This is a genomic window from Dietzia sp. NCCP-2495, from assembly GCF_026011735.1.
GTDB lineage: Bacteria > Actinomycetota > Actinomycetes > Mycobacteriales > Mycobacteriaceae > Dietzia.
This window is the reverse complement of sequence record NZ_BRVN01000002.1, coordinates 427,667-444,928: the sequence shown is the minus strand read 5'-3', so window position 1 is coordinate 444,928 and position 17,262 is coordinate 427,667. Positions and strand designations below refer to the sequence as shown.

20 protein-coding genes are annotated in these 17,262 nt (G+C 67.4%); all 20 read right to left on the bottom strand.

Annotated features, from left to right (window positions below):
• Window positions 1-561: 561 nt before the first annotated feature.
• Window positions 562-1,197, bottom strand: coding sequence for a hypothetical protein (locus OPF83_RS04305; RefSeq protein ID WP_264885968.1), 636 nt, complete (start codon window positions 1,195-1,197; stop codon window positions 562-564).
• A complete protein-coding gene (locus OPF83_RS17460; protein WP_375546203.1) occupies window positions 1,190-1,402 on the bottom strand; it encodes a type II toxin-antitoxin system HicA family toxin in 213 nt (70 codons plus the stop codon). The genes OPF83_RS04305 and OPF83_RS17460 overlap by 8 nt, the downstream gene beginning before the upstream one ends.
• Before the next feature lie 173 nt (window positions 1,403-1,575).
• A complete protein-coding gene (locus OPF83_RS04300; protein ID WP_264885967.1) occupies window positions 1,576-2,004 on the bottom strand; it encodes a hypothetical protein in 429 nt (142 codons plus the stop codon).
• Window positions 2,001-2,612 (bottom strand): DUF433 domain-containing protein, encoded by a 612-nt coding sequence (locus tag OPF83_RS04295; protein ID WP_264885966.1) that lies wholly within the window; start codon window positions 2,610-2,612, stop codon window positions 2,001-2,003. Before OPF83_RS04295 ends, OPF83_RS04300 begins: the two co-directional genes overlap by 4 nt.
• 812 nt (window positions 2,613-3,424) lie before the next feature.
• Complete coding sequence (locus tag OPF83_RS04290; protein ID WP_264885965.1) at window positions 3,425-3,850, bottom strand: VOC family protein; 426 nt, start codon at window positions 3,848-3,850, stop codon at window positions 3,425-3,427.
• Between the two features lie 26 nt (window positions 3,851-3,876).
• Window positions 3,877-4,326: an SRPBCC family protein gene (locus OPF83_RS04285; protein WP_264885964.1), complete on the bottom strand. Its 450-nt coding sequence runs from the start codon at window positions 4,324-4,326 to the stop codon at window positions 3,877-3,879.
• 116 nt (window positions 4,327-4,442) lie between these two features.
• Window positions 4,443-5,102 (bottom strand): MBL fold metallo-hydrolase, encoded by a 660-nt coding sequence (locus OPF83_RS04280; protein WP_264885963.1) that lies wholly within the window; start codon window positions 5,100-5,102, stop codon window positions 4,443-4,445.
• The gene (locus OPF83_RS04275) at window positions 5,099-6,184 is read right to left on the bottom strand and encodes an S-(hydroxymethyl)mycothiol dehydrogenase (RefSeq protein WP_264885962.1); all 1,086 of its coding nucleotides are present in this window, start codon (window positions 6,182-6,184) and stop codon (window positions 5,099-5,101) included. The genes OPF83_RS04280 and OPF83_RS04275 overlap by 4 nt, the downstream gene beginning before the upstream one ends.
• A 226-nt stretch (window positions 6,185-6,410) precedes the next feature.
• Complete coding sequence (locus tag OPF83_RS04270; RefSeq protein WP_264885961.1) at window positions 6,411-7,139, bottom strand: M23 family metallopeptidase; 729 nt, start codon at window positions 7,137-7,139, stop codon at window positions 6,411-6,413.
• Window positions 7,140-7,317: 178 nt separating this feature from the next.
• Complete coding sequence (gene pyk / locus OPF83_RS04265; RefSeq protein WP_264885960.1) at window positions 7,318-8,736, bottom strand: pyruvate kinase; 1,419 nt, start codon at window positions 8,734-8,736, stop codon at window positions 7,318-7,320.
• A 153-nt stretch (window positions 8,737-8,889) separates the two neighbouring features.
• Window positions 8,890-9,774 carry a prolipoprotein diacylglyceryl transferase gene (gene lgt, locus OPF83_RS04260; protein WP_264885959.1) on the bottom strand — a complete coding sequence of 295 codons (885 nt, stop codon included), beginning with the start codon at window positions 9,772-9,774 and terminating at the stop codon, window positions 8,890-8,892.
• Window positions 9,771-10,562 (bottom strand): tryptophan synthase subunit alpha, encoded by a 792-nt coding sequence (gene trpA, locus OPF83_RS04255; RefSeq protein WP_264885958.1) that lies wholly within the window; start codon window positions 10,560-10,562, stop codon window positions 9,771-9,773. The genes lgt and trpA overlap by 4 nt, the downstream gene beginning before the upstream one ends.
• Window positions 10,559-11,854 carry a tryptophan synthase subunit beta gene (trpB, locus tag OPF83_RS04250; protein WP_264885989.1) on the bottom strand — a complete coding sequence of 432 codons (1,296 nt, stop codon included), beginning with the start codon at window positions 11,852-11,854 and terminating at the stop codon, window positions 10,559-10,561. Before trpB ends, trpA begins: the two co-directional genes overlap by 4 nt.
• 66 nt (window positions 11,855-11,920) lie before the next feature.
• Window positions 11,921-12,733 (bottom strand): indole-3-glycerol phosphate synthase TrpC, encoded by an 813-nt coding sequence (gene trpC / locus OPF83_RS04245; protein ID WP_264885957.1) that lies wholly within the window; start codon window positions 12,731-12,733, stop codon window positions 11,921-11,923.
• A 95-nt stretch (window positions 12,734-12,828) separates the two neighbouring features.
• The gene (locus OPF83_RS04240; protein WP_264885956.1) at window positions 12,829-13,476 is read right to left on the bottom strand and encodes a TIGR02234 family membrane protein; all 648 of its coding nucleotides are present in this window, start codon (window positions 13,474-13,476) and stop codon (window positions 12,829-12,831) included.
• The gene (locus OPF83_RS04235; protein ID WP_264885955.1) at window positions 13,473-15,032 is read right to left on the bottom strand and encodes an anthranilate synthase component I; all 1,560 of its coding nucleotides are present in this window, start codon (window positions 15,030-15,032) and stop codon (window positions 13,473-13,475) included. Before OPF83_RS04235 ends, OPF83_RS04240 begins: the two co-directional genes overlap by 4 nt.
• On the bottom strand, window positions 15,029-15,208 hold the full coding sequence (locus tag OPF83_RS04230) for a tautomerase family protein (protein ID WP_264885954.1): 180 nt from the start codon (window positions 15,206-15,208) through the stop codon (window positions 15,029-15,031). The genes OPF83_RS04235 and OPF83_RS04230 overlap by 4 nt, the downstream gene beginning before the upstream one ends.
• A 6-nt stretch (window positions 15,209-15,214) precedes the next feature.
• The gene (gene hisI, locus OPF83_RS04225) at window positions 15,215-15,568 is read right to left on the bottom strand and encodes a phosphoribosyl-AMP cyclohydrolase (protein ID WP_264885953.1); all 354 of its coding nucleotides are present in this window, start codon (window positions 15,566-15,568) and stop codon (window positions 15,215-15,217) included.
• On the bottom strand, window positions 15,565-16,338 hold the full coding sequence (gene hisF, locus OPF83_RS04220) for an imidazole glycerol phosphate synthase subunit HisF (RefSeq protein ID WP_264885952.1): 774 nt from the start codon (window positions 16,336-16,338) through the stop codon (window positions 15,565-15,567). The genes hisI and hisF overlap by 4 nt, the downstream gene beginning before the upstream one ends.
• A gap of 10 nt (window positions 16,339-16,348) precedes the next feature.
• Window positions 16,349-17,260 (bottom strand): inositol monophosphatase family protein, encoded by a 912-nt coding sequence (locus OPF83_RS04215; protein ID WP_264885951.1) that lies wholly within the window; start codon window positions 17,258-17,260, stop codon window positions 16,349-16,351.
• Window positions 17,261-17,262 lie beyond the last annotated feature (2 nt).

Below are 17,262 nucleotides of genomic sequence, written 5' to 3'. Positions count from 1 at the left end.
CTTATCCATTGATCCCAACCTTTTCGGGGTCTCAGGTTGAAGCCGATGATGCCATCGCCAGTCGGGGCGGCAGGAGCGGCGTCGCAAGCCACCTCGGTGTCCGTCTCAACAGCCTCCTCCCCATTGACCGAGAGGTCGAACCCCGAGGGGTCTAGGACGTGGATATCCGTCACCCCCGGCTGATGGGGGGAGAGGCGCGACTTGAGGATGGTCTCCGAGCTTGGGTCGAAGTAGTTCGGAGCCTAAGTGCCCCACGGCGCTTCTCACCTATTTGCACGCGGTAGACGAGAGCTCTTCGTAGTCCCCGTAGGTGACAGTAGCCCCAACTACGTCAGAGACCGTCGAAGTCACCGAGCACCAGATCGACGTAGGTGAGCAGTTCACGATAAAAGCCCCCAATACGTCACCGTCGAGGACGTATTCCGCCCTGCCGACCGCGGGGCGGCCTACGAGGGCGGGCCCTCCACCTCTAGTGGAATCGAGGCAGATGTCGAGGTCGAGTGGGGTAAAGGAGGGCTATTCTTCCCAATGGCTTCAACGAACGCGCTCGTTAAACTGGGATTACACCAATGCGATTAAGGTCTTACGCCTCTCGGATGTCTCGCGTGAGCGCTGCTTGTATTTGTTAAGCGCGGCTAACGCGTCCCGCAGCATAGCGTCGGGCCCTAGGTCAAGATCCAACGTCTCATACGAGTCATCGCGAGCGGACTTGCCGTTCCCGATTGCTATCGAGTCCGTGGAATCGCCCCGCAAGACCACGAAGCGCCCAACCGCGCCCGGGTCGAGCTGCGCTTCACACCACGACAACTTGTCCTCTGGCAGCGCTGAGATCAGAAGACGCTCTCCGGTGGCCGTGGGCGGCTGCCCCGCGTGGGTGACATCGTCGATGTCATCGAGATGCAAATGGGCCGTCAGCGCTTCAGTAAGGTGCATCCGGGACCACCGAACGGCTGGGTCGTCGGAATGATGAGTACGAAGCAGGTATTCGAGTCCGTTCTTGGCCACTAGAGGGTGCTGAACATGAACCTCTGGAAACTTCGGCAAGGGGCTCCAACCAGCTTCTTCGCACAGCTCGCGCGCGAACTGGAAAGCTTCGTCGTAGGTGTCGCGACCACCGATGATTGAAGGCAGCTGCGGAGACTCGATGGTCCAACCGAATTTGCCGTGATCCGTGAGGACGAGATGTAGGTCAGTCAACCCCGAGCACCTCCTTAGCTTCTCCGACCGAGAGCCCGGCCTGTCGTACAAGCACTTGCCGTACCGTCCTAGGCGCTAGCGTGGCCTTGGTATGAAAGCCCCAGATGATCCGCGGTCTCCCCTCCGCTTCCAGAACAGTATGACTGCCCTTGCCACGCTTGGGAACTATCGAGTAACCCAAATCGAACTTCAATACTCGCAGCATCTCCCGAGCCTTCATAGATGGGAAACCTCCAGCGTCGCCCATTTATGCCCCGTCCCAGTCGTTCACTGAGTCTTGGTTCCCTTCGCTGGCGGCCTTGCCAGGCCGGGGCCGGAGCTCGTCCTGTGGGGGGCCGGGCAGGCCGCGGGCGGCACGGAACGTGCATTCGGGACTGATCACAGGTCCATCACGCGCTCGAACAGCACTTTCCTCTCAACTCTGCCGATCGCCAAAATGAAGCACTGGGGACTTGTCGCAGATTCGATCTCCTCGACGATGTAAGGCAACGCCGCAGCGAGGGGTGTGAGCTGGGATGCCAGGACCTTGTGCTTCCCGATGACGGGGATCTTCCTGATCCCGATCCAATGGAGTCCAGCGGCGCGACACCCAGCTCGTTCGTGCCGGCGGTCCCAATGCTCGACCTGCTTCAGGTCCGAACAGACGTAGGCCGCACACCCCAATCCTGCTGCAGCCGGGTAGATGTCGACATCGTCGAGCGCCTTAGGCAAATCGGAACCAGAGTGGAGAAAGCTGTGAGCGCCGTAGGCCGCTTTCAACGGGGCCAAGACCTTCAGGTTGAGGCTCTCGTCCAAGAAGAACTTCACGCACCCACCTCTAACACTTCCTGCTGGAAGCTCACCGCGTCGAGCGCGGCTTCGGCAGAGACGCGAGGGTAGTACTCGGCCACCTCGTCTGGTTCGACGTCGCCGCCGGCCATGAGCTGGGCGACCGCGTCGTACGGGACACGAGAGTCGACGATCACCGGGTAGCCGCCAAGGCGGCGGCTATTGATCCGCAGGTTCTTTCGAGGTCTCTCGAATGGCACGACCCTACGACCGCTCCGGTTCTCGAAGGACTCGAAAATGTCCGCGAGAGTAACGAACTCGAACTGGCCGGGGTTTTTCACTAGGTCCATGAACCCGTCGTCGGTCCTGATCATGACGGCCTTGCCGTCGGTAGCGAACTTGTACCTGGAGGGATGGTCTGTGAACTCAAATTCCGGGAGGTTCGCAAAGGCCCGCTTGATGCGTTGAAGGCTGGTCTCGGCTCGGAGGTAGCTCACGGAGCGAAGTGCCGCCAGATCTCGGAAAGAGTAGAGCATCGGGCGCGATGCGTTTACCTCGGGAACGAGGAGGTCGTCTCGGTTCCACCGCCGCAGCTGAGCTACGGAAGCGCCGCTCAGCGTTGCTGCAAGGTCAAGCGGGAAAGCCATCTGGTGTCACCTCCTCCGGTGTGGCTGCCGCCAGTGTGGCAGCCCGATACGTCACAGAACTAGCCACGCGCCGACTCAGCCGTCGACCGAGTCCTCACTCTCGTGGCTAGCAGTCGTCTCGTCGGGTGCGGGTCCAGCACGATTCTCGCCATCACCGTGTATCGAAGGGTCTCTTGGGACGCTTCGCCTGCCCAAAAGGCGCACCTGGTGCGGACCGCTTCAACTGACGGCCCTTGGGGTTGTTAGGACCGTAACTGGTCACTTGGGTCCTCGTTTCCTGGGTCCTGACATTCTTCGCTGGCCGGTTCGACCTGGCCGCATAGCTGCTCACCCCAAGACGGCCCGGGCAAGTCTTTCGAGCCGCCGAGAGCCCGCCTGAGTCGTACGGCAAGGACTCGCCTGCCTCGTTCTAGGCTTCTCCATAGTTAAGCAGAGCAAGGGTCCAGATAGGGCCATGATCTGACATCGTCACCCGCGCCAGTCGCTCTACCCCTGGGTAGAGAACGGCCAGCCGCTAGCACCGTGCGGCTTCTCAACTCCTTGACACCCCATACCTTTAGTCCGGCCTCAGTACGCAGAGAGTACGCAGGAAATCCACCAGAGCACGGCACCCGCCAATAACCGCCGTGTTGTCTCCGCAGGTAGAAGCGCTACGGACTTAACCAGCCATGACGCTACCGCCTGGGACAACATTGCTAGAGCGGATTCAAAACCCGTCCAGTGTCGGTTCGAGTCCGACCGGGGGCACCACCACGCTCAGTCCGGCATCTGGTCTTCAGGCGCTACACCGACTCCGGATCACCTCGGGCGTCTCACACCGACGGCGCGAGCGCGAGCTGCCAACTCACCCCGAGCCTGTCGTTCAGCCAGGCGAATCGCGCCGCGAAACCGTACTCATCGTTGTCCGGCATGAGGAACGATCCGTCGTGTCCCAGCCCCGACAACACCGTCTCGTACTCGGCGGGGTCGTCGGTCTGGAAGTACAGCGAGGTCGACGGCGTGAACGTGAATCCGTGTGTGATCGGTGTGTCGTTGATCTTCACCGTCTGGCCGTCGAGTGAGACCCCCGCCATCATGACGAGCTGCGGTGCCGGCTCACCCGTCACCTCGCCCTCCGGCTCACCCTCCGCCGGGAAGTAGACGACCGAGTCGACCGATGACCGCGGGACCACCGAGGTGTAGAGGTCGATCGCCTCTCGGGCGCGGCCTTCGAACATCAGGAACGGGGTGAGTGACATCAGGGCCTCCGGGTAATTGGTGCGCCTCAGCCCTCGACGTCGGCCTTGAGGTTGGCGAGCAACTCGTGCTGGATCTTCTTGAGCCCGCCGGGAGCGAAGGTGCGCTCGAAGAAGCCGCCGACTCCCCCGGCGCCGTCCCAGGAGGTGGTCATCTCGACCAAGGAGCCACCGACCGATTCTCGCACTGTGTAAGTGGTGGACATGGACGAGTTCTCGTCCTTCTCGACCATGGACCAGCGGCCTGCGGCCTCGTCGACGGTCACGCTCACCTTGACGTCGCGGCTCCGCTTCTTGGTCGCCTGCAGGTGCCACGCGGCGACGGTGCCCTGACCCTGACCACCCTCGATCAGGCGGTAGGCACTGTACTGCTCGGGCTGGATACGGGGGCGCACGCCCGCGTAATCGGCGATCGCCGTGCTCACGGCCTCGACGGGCGCCTCGATGACGATGGTATTGGTGGCGGTGACCCTGGCCATGGTGACGTGTCCTCCTGCAACGGTCCGAGAGATTCGATCCCGGTCCTACCGGGTCGGCGCCCCTGGGCGGACGCGTCGGACGGGTTCCATCCTGCCCGACGCGTCCGGCCGGCGGATCAGTGACCTCGCCGGATCCATTCCTCGAGGTGCGGGGACTCGTCCCCGACCTTCGTCCCGTCTCCGTGGCCGGTGTGCACCAGCGTGTCCGCGGGGAGGGTGAGGATCCGGTCCCGGATAGACGTGATGATCGTCGGGAAGTCCGAGTACGAGCGGCCCGTCGCGCCGGGTCCACCGGAGAACAGTGTGTCTCCGGAGAAGAGCACTCCCGCCTCGGGGACGTGGAACACACACGACCCCGGCGAGTGGCCGGGCGTGTTCATGACGTCGATTCGGGTTCCCGCGATCTCCAGCGTGAGCCCGTCAGAAAGGTCCCCGTGCGTGACGTCCGGGTGGGTCTCGTCCCACAGCATCTGATCTCCCGGGTGCACCAGGATCGGGGCGTCGAGCGTGGCCGACAGTTCGGGCGCCACCGTGATGTGGTCGTTGTGCGCGTGCGAACACAGGATGCCCTTGACCTCGCGGCCGGCGACCGCGTCGATGATCGGCGCGGCCGTGTGGGCGGCGTCGATCACGTACACCTCGGAATCGTCACCGAGGATCCAGATGTTGTTGTCCACCTCCCACTCGCCACCGTCGAGGGCGAAGATCCCGCTCGTGACGACCTTCTCGATCCGCAGTCCGCCGGCGTACCCGGAACTGGTGTAGGTCTCGCTCACAACGTCACCACCGATCGCAGCACGGAGCCCGCCTTCATCGCGCCGAACGCGGCCTCGACGGCGTCGATGCCGATGCGCTCGGAGACGAACTTCTCCAGCGGGAGCCTGCCCTGCAGGTGGAGGTCGACGAGCATGGGGAAATCGCGCTCGGGCAGGCAGTCGCCGTACCACGAGGACTTGAGCGAACCGCCGCGACCGAAGAAGTCCAGCAGCGGCAACTCGAGCTTCATCTCCGGAGTGGGGACACCGACGAGTACAACGGTGCCCGCCAGGTCACGCGCGTAGAACGCCTGCTCATAGGTCTCCGGGCGACCGACGGCGTCGATGACGACGTCGGCGCCGAACCCGCCCGTGAGACCCTGGATGGCTTCGACCGGGTCGGTCTCGCGCGAGTTGACCGTGTGGGTCGCCCCGAAATCCTTCGCCCACTCGAGCTTGGTGTCGTCGATGTCGACCGCGATGATGGTCGACGCGCCCGCGAGACGTGCACCGACGACGGCGGCCACGCCCACGCCACCGCAGCCGATCACGGCAACGGACTGTCCTCGCTTCACTCCGCCGGTGTTGACGGCGGCGCCGAGGCCCGCCATCACGCCGCAGCCGAGGAGGCCGGCGACAGCGGGGTCGGCGGAGGGGTCCACCTTGGTGCACTGCCCCTCGTGCACGAGGGTCTTGTCGATGAACGCGCCGATTCCCAGTGCGGGCGAGAGCTCGGTGCCGTCCGTCAGGGTCATCTTCTTGGACGCGTTGTGTGTTGCGAAGCAGTACTGCGGCTCGCCGCGCTTGCAGGCACGGCACTCGCCGCACACCGCGCGCCAGTTGAGGACAACGAAGTCGCCCTCGGCCACATGCGTGACGTGCTCTCCGACGGTCTCCACGATCCCCGCGGCCTCGTGGCCGAGCAGGAACGGGTACTCGTCGTTGATCCCGCCGTCTCGGTACGCCAGGTCCGTGTGGCACACGCCGCAGGCCTGTACCCGGACTATGACATCGTTGGGGCCGGGGTCGGGAACCACGACGTCGACGAGCTCGACCTCTTCTCCCTTACCGCGAGCGATGACTCCCCTGACGGTCTGCGACATGGATGGCCTCTCCGGTTGATCTGGATACTCCAGACCACTGTGTCAGAAAGCCCGGACCGGCGATGCCGGTTTGTCCCGCGGGTGAGACCGGAGCACCCCGACCGGTCCCACGTGCCCGCCCGCGGCCCGGAAATGGCCGACGCCCCGCCGTCCGGATCGGAGGCGGGGCGCGGTGCCGGGTATTACTGCGGTGCCAGGTATTACTACAGTGCGGGCCTACTGGCGGTCAGAGGACGACGCCGTTGCCGCGCAGCCACGGCACGGGATCGATCCACTGGCCGGCGGCGTTCTGGACGCCGAAGTGGAGGTGGGGTCCGGTCGAATAGCCGCGGTTGCCGACGGTCCCGATGACCTGTCCGGCGTTGACGCGCTGACCGACCGAGACGTAGTTCTGGTCGTTGTGGCCGTACTCGAGCAGCTCTCCGTCGTCCGTCTTGATACGGATCCAGAGGCCATACCCGGAGGCCGGGCCGGCCGCGACGACCGTGCCTGACTTAGCGGCGTACATCGGCGTGCCCACGGGAGCCCCGAAGTCGGTGCCGTTGTGGAACGTCCCCCAGCGGGGACCGAAGCCGGAGGTGATGGGACCGACGGTCGGAGCGTGCGCGCCGCCGACACCCGGGATACCGAGCGAACCGAACATGGACGGGTCGATGTTGAAGTCGGCCGCGTAGTCACGCAGCTGCTGATCATTCAGGCCCATGCCCTGGATTGCGCCCTGCGCCATCTCGGCGAGCTGGTCCGGGTTGACCTCGGCGGACTGCGCTGACGCGGCCGGGGCCGCGGCCATGGCCACTCCGCCGGAGATCGCGGCTCCGGCGACGGCACCGGCGACGAGGCGTCCCATACAAGCAGACGAGCGGGCGGCGCGGTGGCGACCGCCGGCAGCGCCGGAGCCGTCCATACCGAGCCTGTCGGCGAGCTCGGCGAAGGGAATGCTGGTGGCGTCGGACATCAGGGGGAACCTCAAAGTCTGTTGCGGGGGTAGAGCAGGTAATCAGCCGGTCTCACCGGCGACCTCCAAGAAGGTAACAGAATTGTCTCGGCACTGTCACGTCAAAAGCACGAGAACATACGAAAGCGCCGGTCAGCGGGTCGCTGACCGGCGCTTCCGAACCGTTATCTGATGGTGATCAGTGGTCCGCCTCGCCGATGCGGTGGACCAGGATGAAGTTCGTCGACCCCTCGACGCCCGGGACATTGCCCGCCACGAGGACGATCACGTCGTCCTTGTTGTACCCCTCGAGCGGCAGTAGCATCTCGTCGGTGGCCTTGACGACCTCGGCGGTGTCGTTGATGCGGTCGGTGAGGAACGTCTGCGCACCCCACGTGAGCGAGAGCTGGCGACGGATCTTCGGGTCACCGGTGATCGCGATGAGAGGCAGCGGACTGTGGAGGCGCGCTAGACGACGCACCGTGTCACCCGTCGAGGTGACCGCCACGAGGGCCTTGGCGCCGAGCCGCTCCCCGATCTCGCGCGCCGAGTACGAGATGACGCCGCGCTTCGTCCGCGGCATGTGGACCAGATCCGGCGCCGCCGTGGAGTCCGACTCCACAGCCAGGGCGATGGACGACATGGTGCGCACGGCGTCGATCGGATACTTGCCCACCGACGTCTCGCCCGACAGCATGACGGCATCCGCACCGTCGAGCACGGCGTTGGCCACGTCCGAGGCCTCGGCCCGGGTGGGGCGCGAGTTCCCGATCATCGACTCCAGCATCTGCGTCGCGACGATCACGGGCTTGGCGTTCTCGCGTGCGATCTGGATGGCACGCTTCTGGACGAGGGGCACCTCCTGCAACGGCAGCTCCACGCCGAGGTCACCGCGGGCGACCATGATCGCGTCGAACGCCAGGACGATGGCCTCGAGGTTCTTGATCGCCTCCGGCTTCTCGAGCTTGGCGATGACCGGAACGTGCACTCCGACCTCGTCCATGATCTCGTGCACCAGGTCGACATCGGCCGGCGACCGGACGAACGACAACGCGATGAAGTCGACGCCGAGATTCAGCGCGAATCGCAGATCGGCGATGTCCTTCTCGCTCAGTGCCGGGACGGAGACGTTCATGCCGGGCAGGGAGACACCCTTGTTGTTGGAGACGATGCCGCCCTCGGTGACGCGGCAGTGCACGTCGTCGCCGGCGACGCGCTCGACCGTCAGGCCGATGTTCCCGTCGTCGACGAGGAGACGGTCTCCGGGACGGGCGTCGTTGGCCAGACCCTTGTAGGTGGTGGAGACCCGCTCCTTGGTCCCCTCGACGTCCGCGACGGTGATGACCACTTCGTCACCCTCGTCCCACTGGTGCCGTCCCTCGATGAAGCGACCGAGGCGGATCTTGGGCCCCTGGAGGTCGGCGAGGACACCGACGGCGCGGCCCGTCTCGTCCGAAGCCTGACGCACCCATCGATAGTTCGCCTCGTGATCAGCGTGCTCGCCGTGACTGAAATTCAGCCGCGCCACGTCCATCCCGGCGTCGACTAGTTCACGGATGCCAGCTTGGGAGGCGACGGCGGGACCCAGGGTGCAGACGATCTTGGTACGACGATTCACCTGACCCAATCTAGTCCCCTTCCGCGGACTGCCGGTGAACCGCACACCAACGGCCGGACAATGGGGGTGAGATCACGCGCTGCGAGGCGACCGGCGAGGCCCCGCGACGACGTCGTCGCGGGTCCGAACCGGGAGAGAGGGACAAGACCCGGGTCAGTTCTCCGAGTCCGATTCGGCCGCGGTCACTGACTCGTCTCTCGTCGACTCAAGATCCGACGGGTCCTCTCGTCGGCCCCTGACCCTCACGAAGTAGATCAGCGCGGCGATCATGACGACCACCGAGACGATGGTGTTGATCCGGAGGCCGAACACGTGCGTCGCCGAATCGGCGCGCATGAGCTCCACGAAGAATCGGCCGAAACAGTACAGGGCCACATACAGCGCGAAGACCCGGCCGTGACCGAGCCGGAACCGGCGGTCGAGCAGGACCAACACGATCGCCACGAGTACGTTCCACAGCAGTTCGTAGAGGAACGTCGGGTGGACGGTGGCCAGGACCTGGCCGGTGGACCGCCCGATCGTCTCGGAGTACCCGTACACCTCGTCGTAGCGCTGATAGATCTCCAGAGCCCACGGGACGTCGGTCTCGCGACCGTACAGTTCCTGGTTGAAGTAGTTGCCCAGGCGACCGATCCCCTGCGCCAGGACGATGCCGGGCGCCACGGAGTCCGCGAACGCACCGATCGCCCGGATGCCCTGCTGCCGGAGTCCGATGTACGCACCGACGGCACCCAGTGCGACGGCGCCCCAGATCCCGAGGCCCCCGTCCCAGATCTTCAGGGCGTCGACGGGGTTCTTGCCCTCCCCGAAGTAGCGGTACCAGTCGGTCGCCACGTGATAGGCGCGGCCGCCGATGAGACCGAACGGGATCGCCCACAGTGCGGTGTCGATCACCACCCCGGGCTTGCCGCCACGCGCGGCCCAGCGCTTCTCGCCCCACCAGATCGCGATGACGATCCCGAGGATGATCCACAGTGCGTAGGCGCGCAAGGGGAACGGTCCGATCTCCCAGACGCCCTGGGGAGGACTGGGGATCATGCCGTGGTCCCCGGCCGTCGCACACCCTCCGCGAGCTCAGCGGTGAGCCGGCCCAACTCGTCGAGCCCCTCCGTCGCGGCGGAGATGAGCGCCGAGCCGACGATCACGCCGTCGGCGTACGAGGCGATCTCCGCGGCCTGGTCACCGTTGCGGACACCGAGTCCGACGCCGCAGGCGAGGTCAGAGACCTCACGCACACGGGTGGTGAGCACCTTCGGCGCATCGGTGACGACGTCCCGCGCGCCGGTGACGCCCATGACCGCCTGGACGTAGACGAACCCACCGGTCTGCGCCAGCGTCGTGGCCAGCCGCTCCGGCGTGGACGAGGGCGCCACGAGGAACACCCGGTCGACCCCGTGCGCGTCGGTGGCGGCGATCCAGTCCGCCGCCTCGTCGGGAATGAGATCCGGCGTGATCACCCCGGCTCCCCCGGCCGCCGCGAAATCCCGGGCGAACCGATCGACGCCGTACTGGAGGATCGGGTTCCAGTAACTCATGACCGCGGGCACGGCACCGGCGTCGGCGACCGCACGGACGACCTCGAAGACATCGCGCACGCGAAATCCCGCCTCGAGCGCGGTGTCGGCGGCCGCCTGGATTGTGGGACCGTCCATCATCGGGTCGGAGTACGGGATCCCCACCTCGACCACATCACAACCGTTCGCCACCATCGTGCGCACGGCCTCGAGCGAGCCCTCCAGTGTGGGGAACCCGGCCGGGTAGTAACCGATGAGCGCTGCCCGCCCCTCGGCCCGGCACCTGACGAACACGTCACTGAGAACACTCATGCTTCGACTCCCCCATCCGCGTACGCACCGTTGCCGTCGTCGTCGCCCCTGTGGGCATCGACCCCCGCCTCGGGCGGGGCACCCCCACCCAACAGTCCGAACCACCGTGCGGCGGTGTCCACGTCCTTGTCACCACGACCGGAGACGTTGACCAGGATCAGGTCCACGCCCTCCGCGGCGAGCTGCGCCGCGCCAGCGATCGCGTGCGCCGACTCGATGGCCGGGATGATGCCCTCGGTGCGGCACAGCTGGGCGAAGGCGTCCATGGCCTGGGTGTCCGTGACCGGCCGGTACTCGGCGCGTCCGATGTCCGACAGGTGCGAATGCTCCGGGCCGACGCCCGGGTAGTCGAGCCCCGCCGAGATCGAGTGGGACTCGATGGTCTGCCCGTCGGAGTCCTGCATGAGATGCGCGTACGAACCCTGGAACACCCCCGGGCGACCGGCGTTGACGGTGGCCGCCGTACGCCCGGAATCGACGCCGTCGCCACCGGCCTCGCAGCCGACCAGCCGCACCGACTCGTCGTCGATGAACGGGTGGAACAGGCCGATCGCGTTGGACCCGCCACCGACACAGGCGACCGCGGCGTCCGGCAGCCGTCCGGCCTGGTCCAGGATCTGGACCCGCGCCTCACTGCCGACGATCCGCTGGAAATCACGGACCATCACCGGGAACGGGTGCGGTCCGGCCGCGGTGCCGAACGCGTAATACGTGTCGTCGGCGCGGGAGACCCAGTCGCGCATGGCCTCGTTGATCGCGTCCTTGAGCGTGGCCGAGCCGATCTCGACGGCCTCCACCTCCGCGCCGAGCAGCCGCATGCGGGCCACGTTCAGCGCCTGGCGCCGCACGTCGACCGCACCCATGAAGACCTTGCACTCGAGCCCGAGCAACGCGCACGCGGTCGCGGTGGCGACACCGTGCTGACCCGCACCCGTCTCCGCGATGACGCGCTTCTTCCCCATGCGCTTGGCGAGCAACGCCTGGCCGAGCACGTTGTTGATCTTGTGCGACCCGGTGTGGTTGAGGTCCTCACGCTTGAGGAACACCCGTGCGCCCACCTCGGCGCCGAACCGCTCCGCCTCGTACAGCGGCGAGGGTCTACCGGTGTAGTGGCGCTGCAGACGGTCCAGCTCCCCGAGGAAGCCCTCGTCGATGCGCGCCTTGGCGTACGAATCCGTCACCTCGTCGATCACCGCCATGAGCGCCTCGGGGACGTAGCGTCCGCCGAAGTCCCCCCAGTGGCCCTTCGGATCGGGCTCGTGGGCGGTGGGGGTCCGTACGACCTCCCCCATGGTGGGAAGTGAGGGCAGAGAGTTGGAAGTCACGCTCCCAGTCTGCCGGAGCGCCGGCCGACAGGCCTAGCGGGGGCCCTGCGGGCAGGACGGGTGTGCGCCCGCCGTGGCCAGTGCGTTGCAGGCGGCACGGGGATCGCCCTGGGTGACCAGGCCCTCGCCCACGAGCACGGCGTCCGCGCCCGCACTGGCGTACGCCAGCAGATCCGAGGCGTCCCGGACACCGGACTCGGCGATCTTCACCACGTCGGACGGCAGGCCTGGCGCGATGCGGGAGAACACGTCGCGGTCCACCTCGAGCGTCTTGAGGTTGCGCGCGTTGACACCGATCACGGTGGCCCCGGCCTCGAGCGCCCGGTCCGCCTCCTCCTCGGTGTGGACCTCGACCAGCGCGGTCATCCCGAGCGACTCGGTGCGGTCCAGCAGCGACACGAGCGCCTCCTGCTCGAGAGCGGCGACGATGAGCAGGACCAGATCGGCACCGTGCGCCCGGGCCTCGTGGATCTGGTACGGACCCACCACGAAGTCCTTGCGGAGCACCGGGATGTTCACGGCACGGCGAACGGCGTCCAGGTCCGCGAGACTGCCGTGGAACCGGCGCTCCTCGGTGAGGCAGGAAATGATCCGCGCCCCACCGTCCTCGTACATCTGCGCCAGGACGGCCGGATCCGGGATGTCGGCGAGCTGCCCCTTGGACGGGCTCGCCCGCTTGACCTCCGCGATGACGCCCACACCGGGCTCGCGCAGCACCTTGAGCGCGTCGATCGGAGCGGGAGCGGACTTGGCCGCCTTCTTCACCGACTCCAGATCGAGAACCGCCTCTCGAGCGGCGACGTCCTCACGGACCCCGTCGAGAATCGAGTCGAGCACGGTGCCCACCGCGACCTCCCTCGGTAGAAATGGGGAAAAGTGTGATCGAGATCAACCATAGAGGCCCGCGGCGGGGTTCCCGAATCGGGTCCCCCGCTCTCGCCTCAGACGGTCGGATCGTTGCCGTCGTCCAGGTCCTGCCAGAGGTCACGACCGGTGTCACTCCCGCCACCGTCGGCGGAGGCCTTCTCGGCCCGCCGGGCGGCAGGGGTGACGTAGCGGTCGTCCCGCCGCACCGCGGCGGCCGGTCGCACCATCACCAGCAGACCCGCCGCGAGCAGCGCTGCGGCACCGGCTCCTGTCGCCGCGGGCCCCGTCGACCGGGCGGAGATCTCGGAGATCTGCGACCAGACGGGGACGGCGGCCGTGCCCGTCTGGTCAGGACCGGCGTTGGTGCGGGCGGGCCCCTCCCCACTGGTGACGATCGAGTGGACCCTGTCGGCGTCGATGCCCCCGATACCGGAGAACGCGAGCGTCGCCGCCGCCACACCGAGGAGGGCGACGACGGCACCGACGATGCGCGCGCCCAGTCCACGGACCAGGGCCACGGCGGCGATGGCCGCCACCGCGCCGAGCGCGAGCGGGACCAGCGCAGGCTGCCACTGCCCGCCGGTCAGCGACCGGGCCGCCGTGCCCGACTGGTCGTTGAAGGCCTCCACGTCGAGCCAGACCACACGGGAGGCGATCCAGAGCAGGATCGCCCCGACGAGCAGCAGCACGACGGGGACGAGCAGGCGTGACCGTTGGTTCACCGTGTCCCCTCCCCGTCGTCCGGCGCACCGGCGTCGCGCAGCGTCTCCGCCGCCGCGACCGCGCGCAGCACCGCCATCGCCTTGTTGCGGCACTCCTCGTCCTCGGACGCCGCGACCGAGTCGGCGACGATCCCGGCGCCCGCCTGGACGTACGCGGTGCCGTCCTTGATGACGGCGGACCGGATGGCGATCGCCTGATCGGTGTTGCCGGCGAAGTCGACGTAGCCGACAACGCCGCCGTAGACCCCGCGCCGCGTGTCCTCGAGGTCCTCGATGATCTGCAGCGCCCGTGGCTTGGGAGAGCCCGAGAGGGTTCCCGCCGGGAAGCACGCGGTCACCGCGTCGAGACCGGAGTAGCCCTGCGCGAGTCGCCCCGTCACGGTCGAGACGAGATGCATCACGTGGCTGTAGCGCTCGACCTGGCGGAACTCGGTCACCGTCACGGTCCCCGGTTCGCACACCCGGCCCAGGTCGTTTCGTCCCAGGTCGACGAGCATGAGGTGCTCGGCGTTCTCCTTCTCGTCGGCGACGAGGTCCTTGGCGAGCAGTACGTCGTGCTCGTCGTCGTCACCCCTGGGCCTGGTCCCCGCGATCGGGTGCGTCGTCGCCGTCCCGTCGGTGACGGTCACCAACGCCTCGGGGCTCGACCCCACGATGGTGAACGCGGTGCCGCCGAAGCCGTCCTCGCCGGTCCCGTCCGGGATGGTCATGAGGAACATGTACGGGCTCGGGTTCGTGGTCCGCAGGATCCGGTAGACGTCCCGCGGGGAGGCGGAGGCGTCCACCTCGAAGCGCTGACTGATCACCACCTGGAACGACTCACCGGCATGGATCTGCTCGATGATGTCCGCGACCCTGGCGTGGTAGGTCGCCTCGTCCGTTCCGCGGCGTACGTCCGGCACGGCGGTGTCGAAGACGCTGACCCCGCCGGCGCCGGGTGTGGCGAGCCTTGAGGTCATCGATTCCACCCGCGCCACCGCGTCCCGGTAGGCCTCGTCGATCCGCTCGTCGCTACCGTCCCAGTTGACCGCGTTGGCGATGAGATGGATGCGCCCCTCGTGGTGGTCGAAGGCGGCGAGATCCGTGGCCAGGAGCTGGACCAGCTCGGGCACCTGCAGGTCGTCGATCGTGTCGGGCTCGATCCTCTCGAGGCGGCGCACGATGTCGTACCCGAGGTAGCCGACCATGCCGGAGGTCAGCGGCGGGAGCCCCTCGATCTGGTCCGTACGCAGCAGCTCCAGTGTCCGCCGCAGCGCCTCCAGTGGGTCACCGCCGGTCGGCGCACCCGCCGGCACGTTGCCCCACCAGGTCGCCTCACCCTCGGGATCAACCGTCAGCGCCGCCGCCGCGCCGCACCCGATGAACGACCAGCGGGACCACGACCGACCGTGCTCGGCGGACTCGAGCAGGAACGTGCCAGGGCGGTCGCCGGCGAGCTTGACGTACGCCGACAGCGGGGTCTCCGAGTCCGCCAGGACCGTGCGCACCACGGGGACCACGCGGTGCCCGGCAGCAAGCGCCCGGAACTGTTCGAACGAGGTGGTCCGGGTGGTCATTCGGCGACCTTGCCGCCGACCCCGAAGGAATCGCGTGGCATGTCGGCCACGTGGACCCACACCTTGGCCGGGTCCTTCCCCGACGCCTCGGCGTACGCGGCCGTGACAGCCTCGATCACGCGGGCCTTGTCCGCTGCCGGCATGCCGGCGAGCTGGTTGATCTGGATGAAGGGCACGAGTGATCAGTCCTCCCGGAGAAGTGTGGCGGTGTCGAAACAACTGGTGGTGCCGTTGTGGCAGGCCGCGCCCGTCTGGTCGACCCGGAGCAAGACGGTGTCGCCGTCGCAGTCGATCTCGACGCTGCGCACATGCTGGACATGGCCGGAGGTCTCCCCCTTCACCCACCGCTGACCGCGCGATCGGGAGAAGTACACGCCGCGTCGGGTCGCCAGGGTCTCGGCGAGCGCGGCGTCATCCATCCACGCCATCATCAACACCCGACCCGAGGTGGCGTCCTGCACGACCGCCGCGACGAGTCCGTCGGCGGTACGGGTGAGTCGCTCGGCGATGGCTGCGTCCAGGTGGTACCCGCTCATCGGACAGTGATCCCGTCGGAGGCCATCGCCTGCTTCACGTCCCCGATCGTCATCTCACCGAAGTGGAAGACACTCGCCGCGAGGACAGCGTCGGCGCCGGCGTGCACGGCCGGGGCGAAGTGCTCGACCGCACCGGCGCCACCCGAGGCGATGACGGGGATGGTGACCGCCGCGCGGACTGCACGGACCATGTCCAGGTCGAACCCTGCCTTGGTGCCGTCGGCGTCCATCGAGTTGAGGAGGATCTCCCCCACCCCGAGCTCCTGACCGCGCACGGCCCACTCGACCGCGTCGATCCCGGTTCCGCGACGGCCGCCGTGCGTGGTGACCTCCCATCCGGACGGCGTGGCCGCCTCACCCTCCGGAACGGTACGGGCGTCGACGGACAGGACGATGCACTGCGATCCGAATCGCCGACTGAGCTCGCCGAGCAGCTCCGGGCGGGCGATGGCGGCGGTGTTGACGCTGACCTTGTCGGCGCCGGCGCGGAGCAGTTGGTCGACGTCCTCGGCCGTCCGCACCCCGCCCCCGACGGTCAGCGGGATGAAGATCTGGTCGGCGGTGCGCTTGACGACGTCGATCATCGTGCCGCGACCGGACGAGGACGCGGTCACGTCGAGGAACGTCAGTTCGTCGGCCCCCTGGGCGCCGTACGCGGCGGCCAGTTCGACAGGGTCGCCGGCGTCACGCAGGTCGAGGAAATTCACGCCCTTGACCACGCGGCCGGCGTCGACGTCCAGGCAGGGGATCACCCTGGTTGCCAGTGACATGGTTCTCCTATCATTCTCCCTCGAGCCGCGGACGCGGGCTCTCGGGTTCCGGGGCCGCCCGTCGGCGACCCACTTCGAGGAAAGTGCCCGGTCCTCCCAGTTCGGAGACGGTGTTGAGGACCTCGGCGTGCGCGAGCGGCCCCGCGGCGAGCATCGACCGTGATTCGATCGACCACTGCTGTCCTGCGAGGTCGGTGACCACTCCGCCGGCGGACCGGATGTGCGACGCCCCGGCGGCGTTGTCCCAGGCGTGGTTGCCGAAGCTCACCGCCGCGGAGAGTCTGCCCGAGGCGACGAACGCCAGGTCGACGCCCGTGGACCCGAACTTGCGGGTGCGGGCGGCGGCCACGGAGAGCCGGTCGGACACCTCACGTCGGTAGGCGGGAGGGTACGTGCCCCGTGCGCCCGTTGAGAGTGAGCCCAGTCCGAGCGCCGAGTCGCGGATCGACACCTCGCCGAGTCGCGGCAGCTCGTCGCCGTTCTGCCGGAGCGGGCGGCCCGCCACGGAGGTGAACCGGAGACCGAGCAGCGGGAGCCAGGTCAACCCGAGTACGGGCTGGCTCTCATGGACGAGGGACACCAGGATGCCGGTCGTGGGGATCCCCAGGGAGTAGTTCGCGGTGCCGTCGATCGGGTCCACGACCCACAGCGTTCCCTCGTTGACCGGCGGCCCACCGAACTCCTCGCCGTGTACCTCGAGACCGGTGCCCTCGCGTAGTCCGACCGCGAGGCGCCGCTCCAACTCGAGATCGAGTTCGGTCGCGAAATCGTTGCGAGAACTCTTGAACTGGATGCCGGGTGCACCCACTCCGTCGATGAACCTCGGGGTGATCTCGTCGAGGAGGCGCGACGCCAGTGCCATCGCCTCGTCAGGGTCGACGGGCAGGGTCGTCGGCAGCGAGTCTCCGGTCAGATCAGTCATCT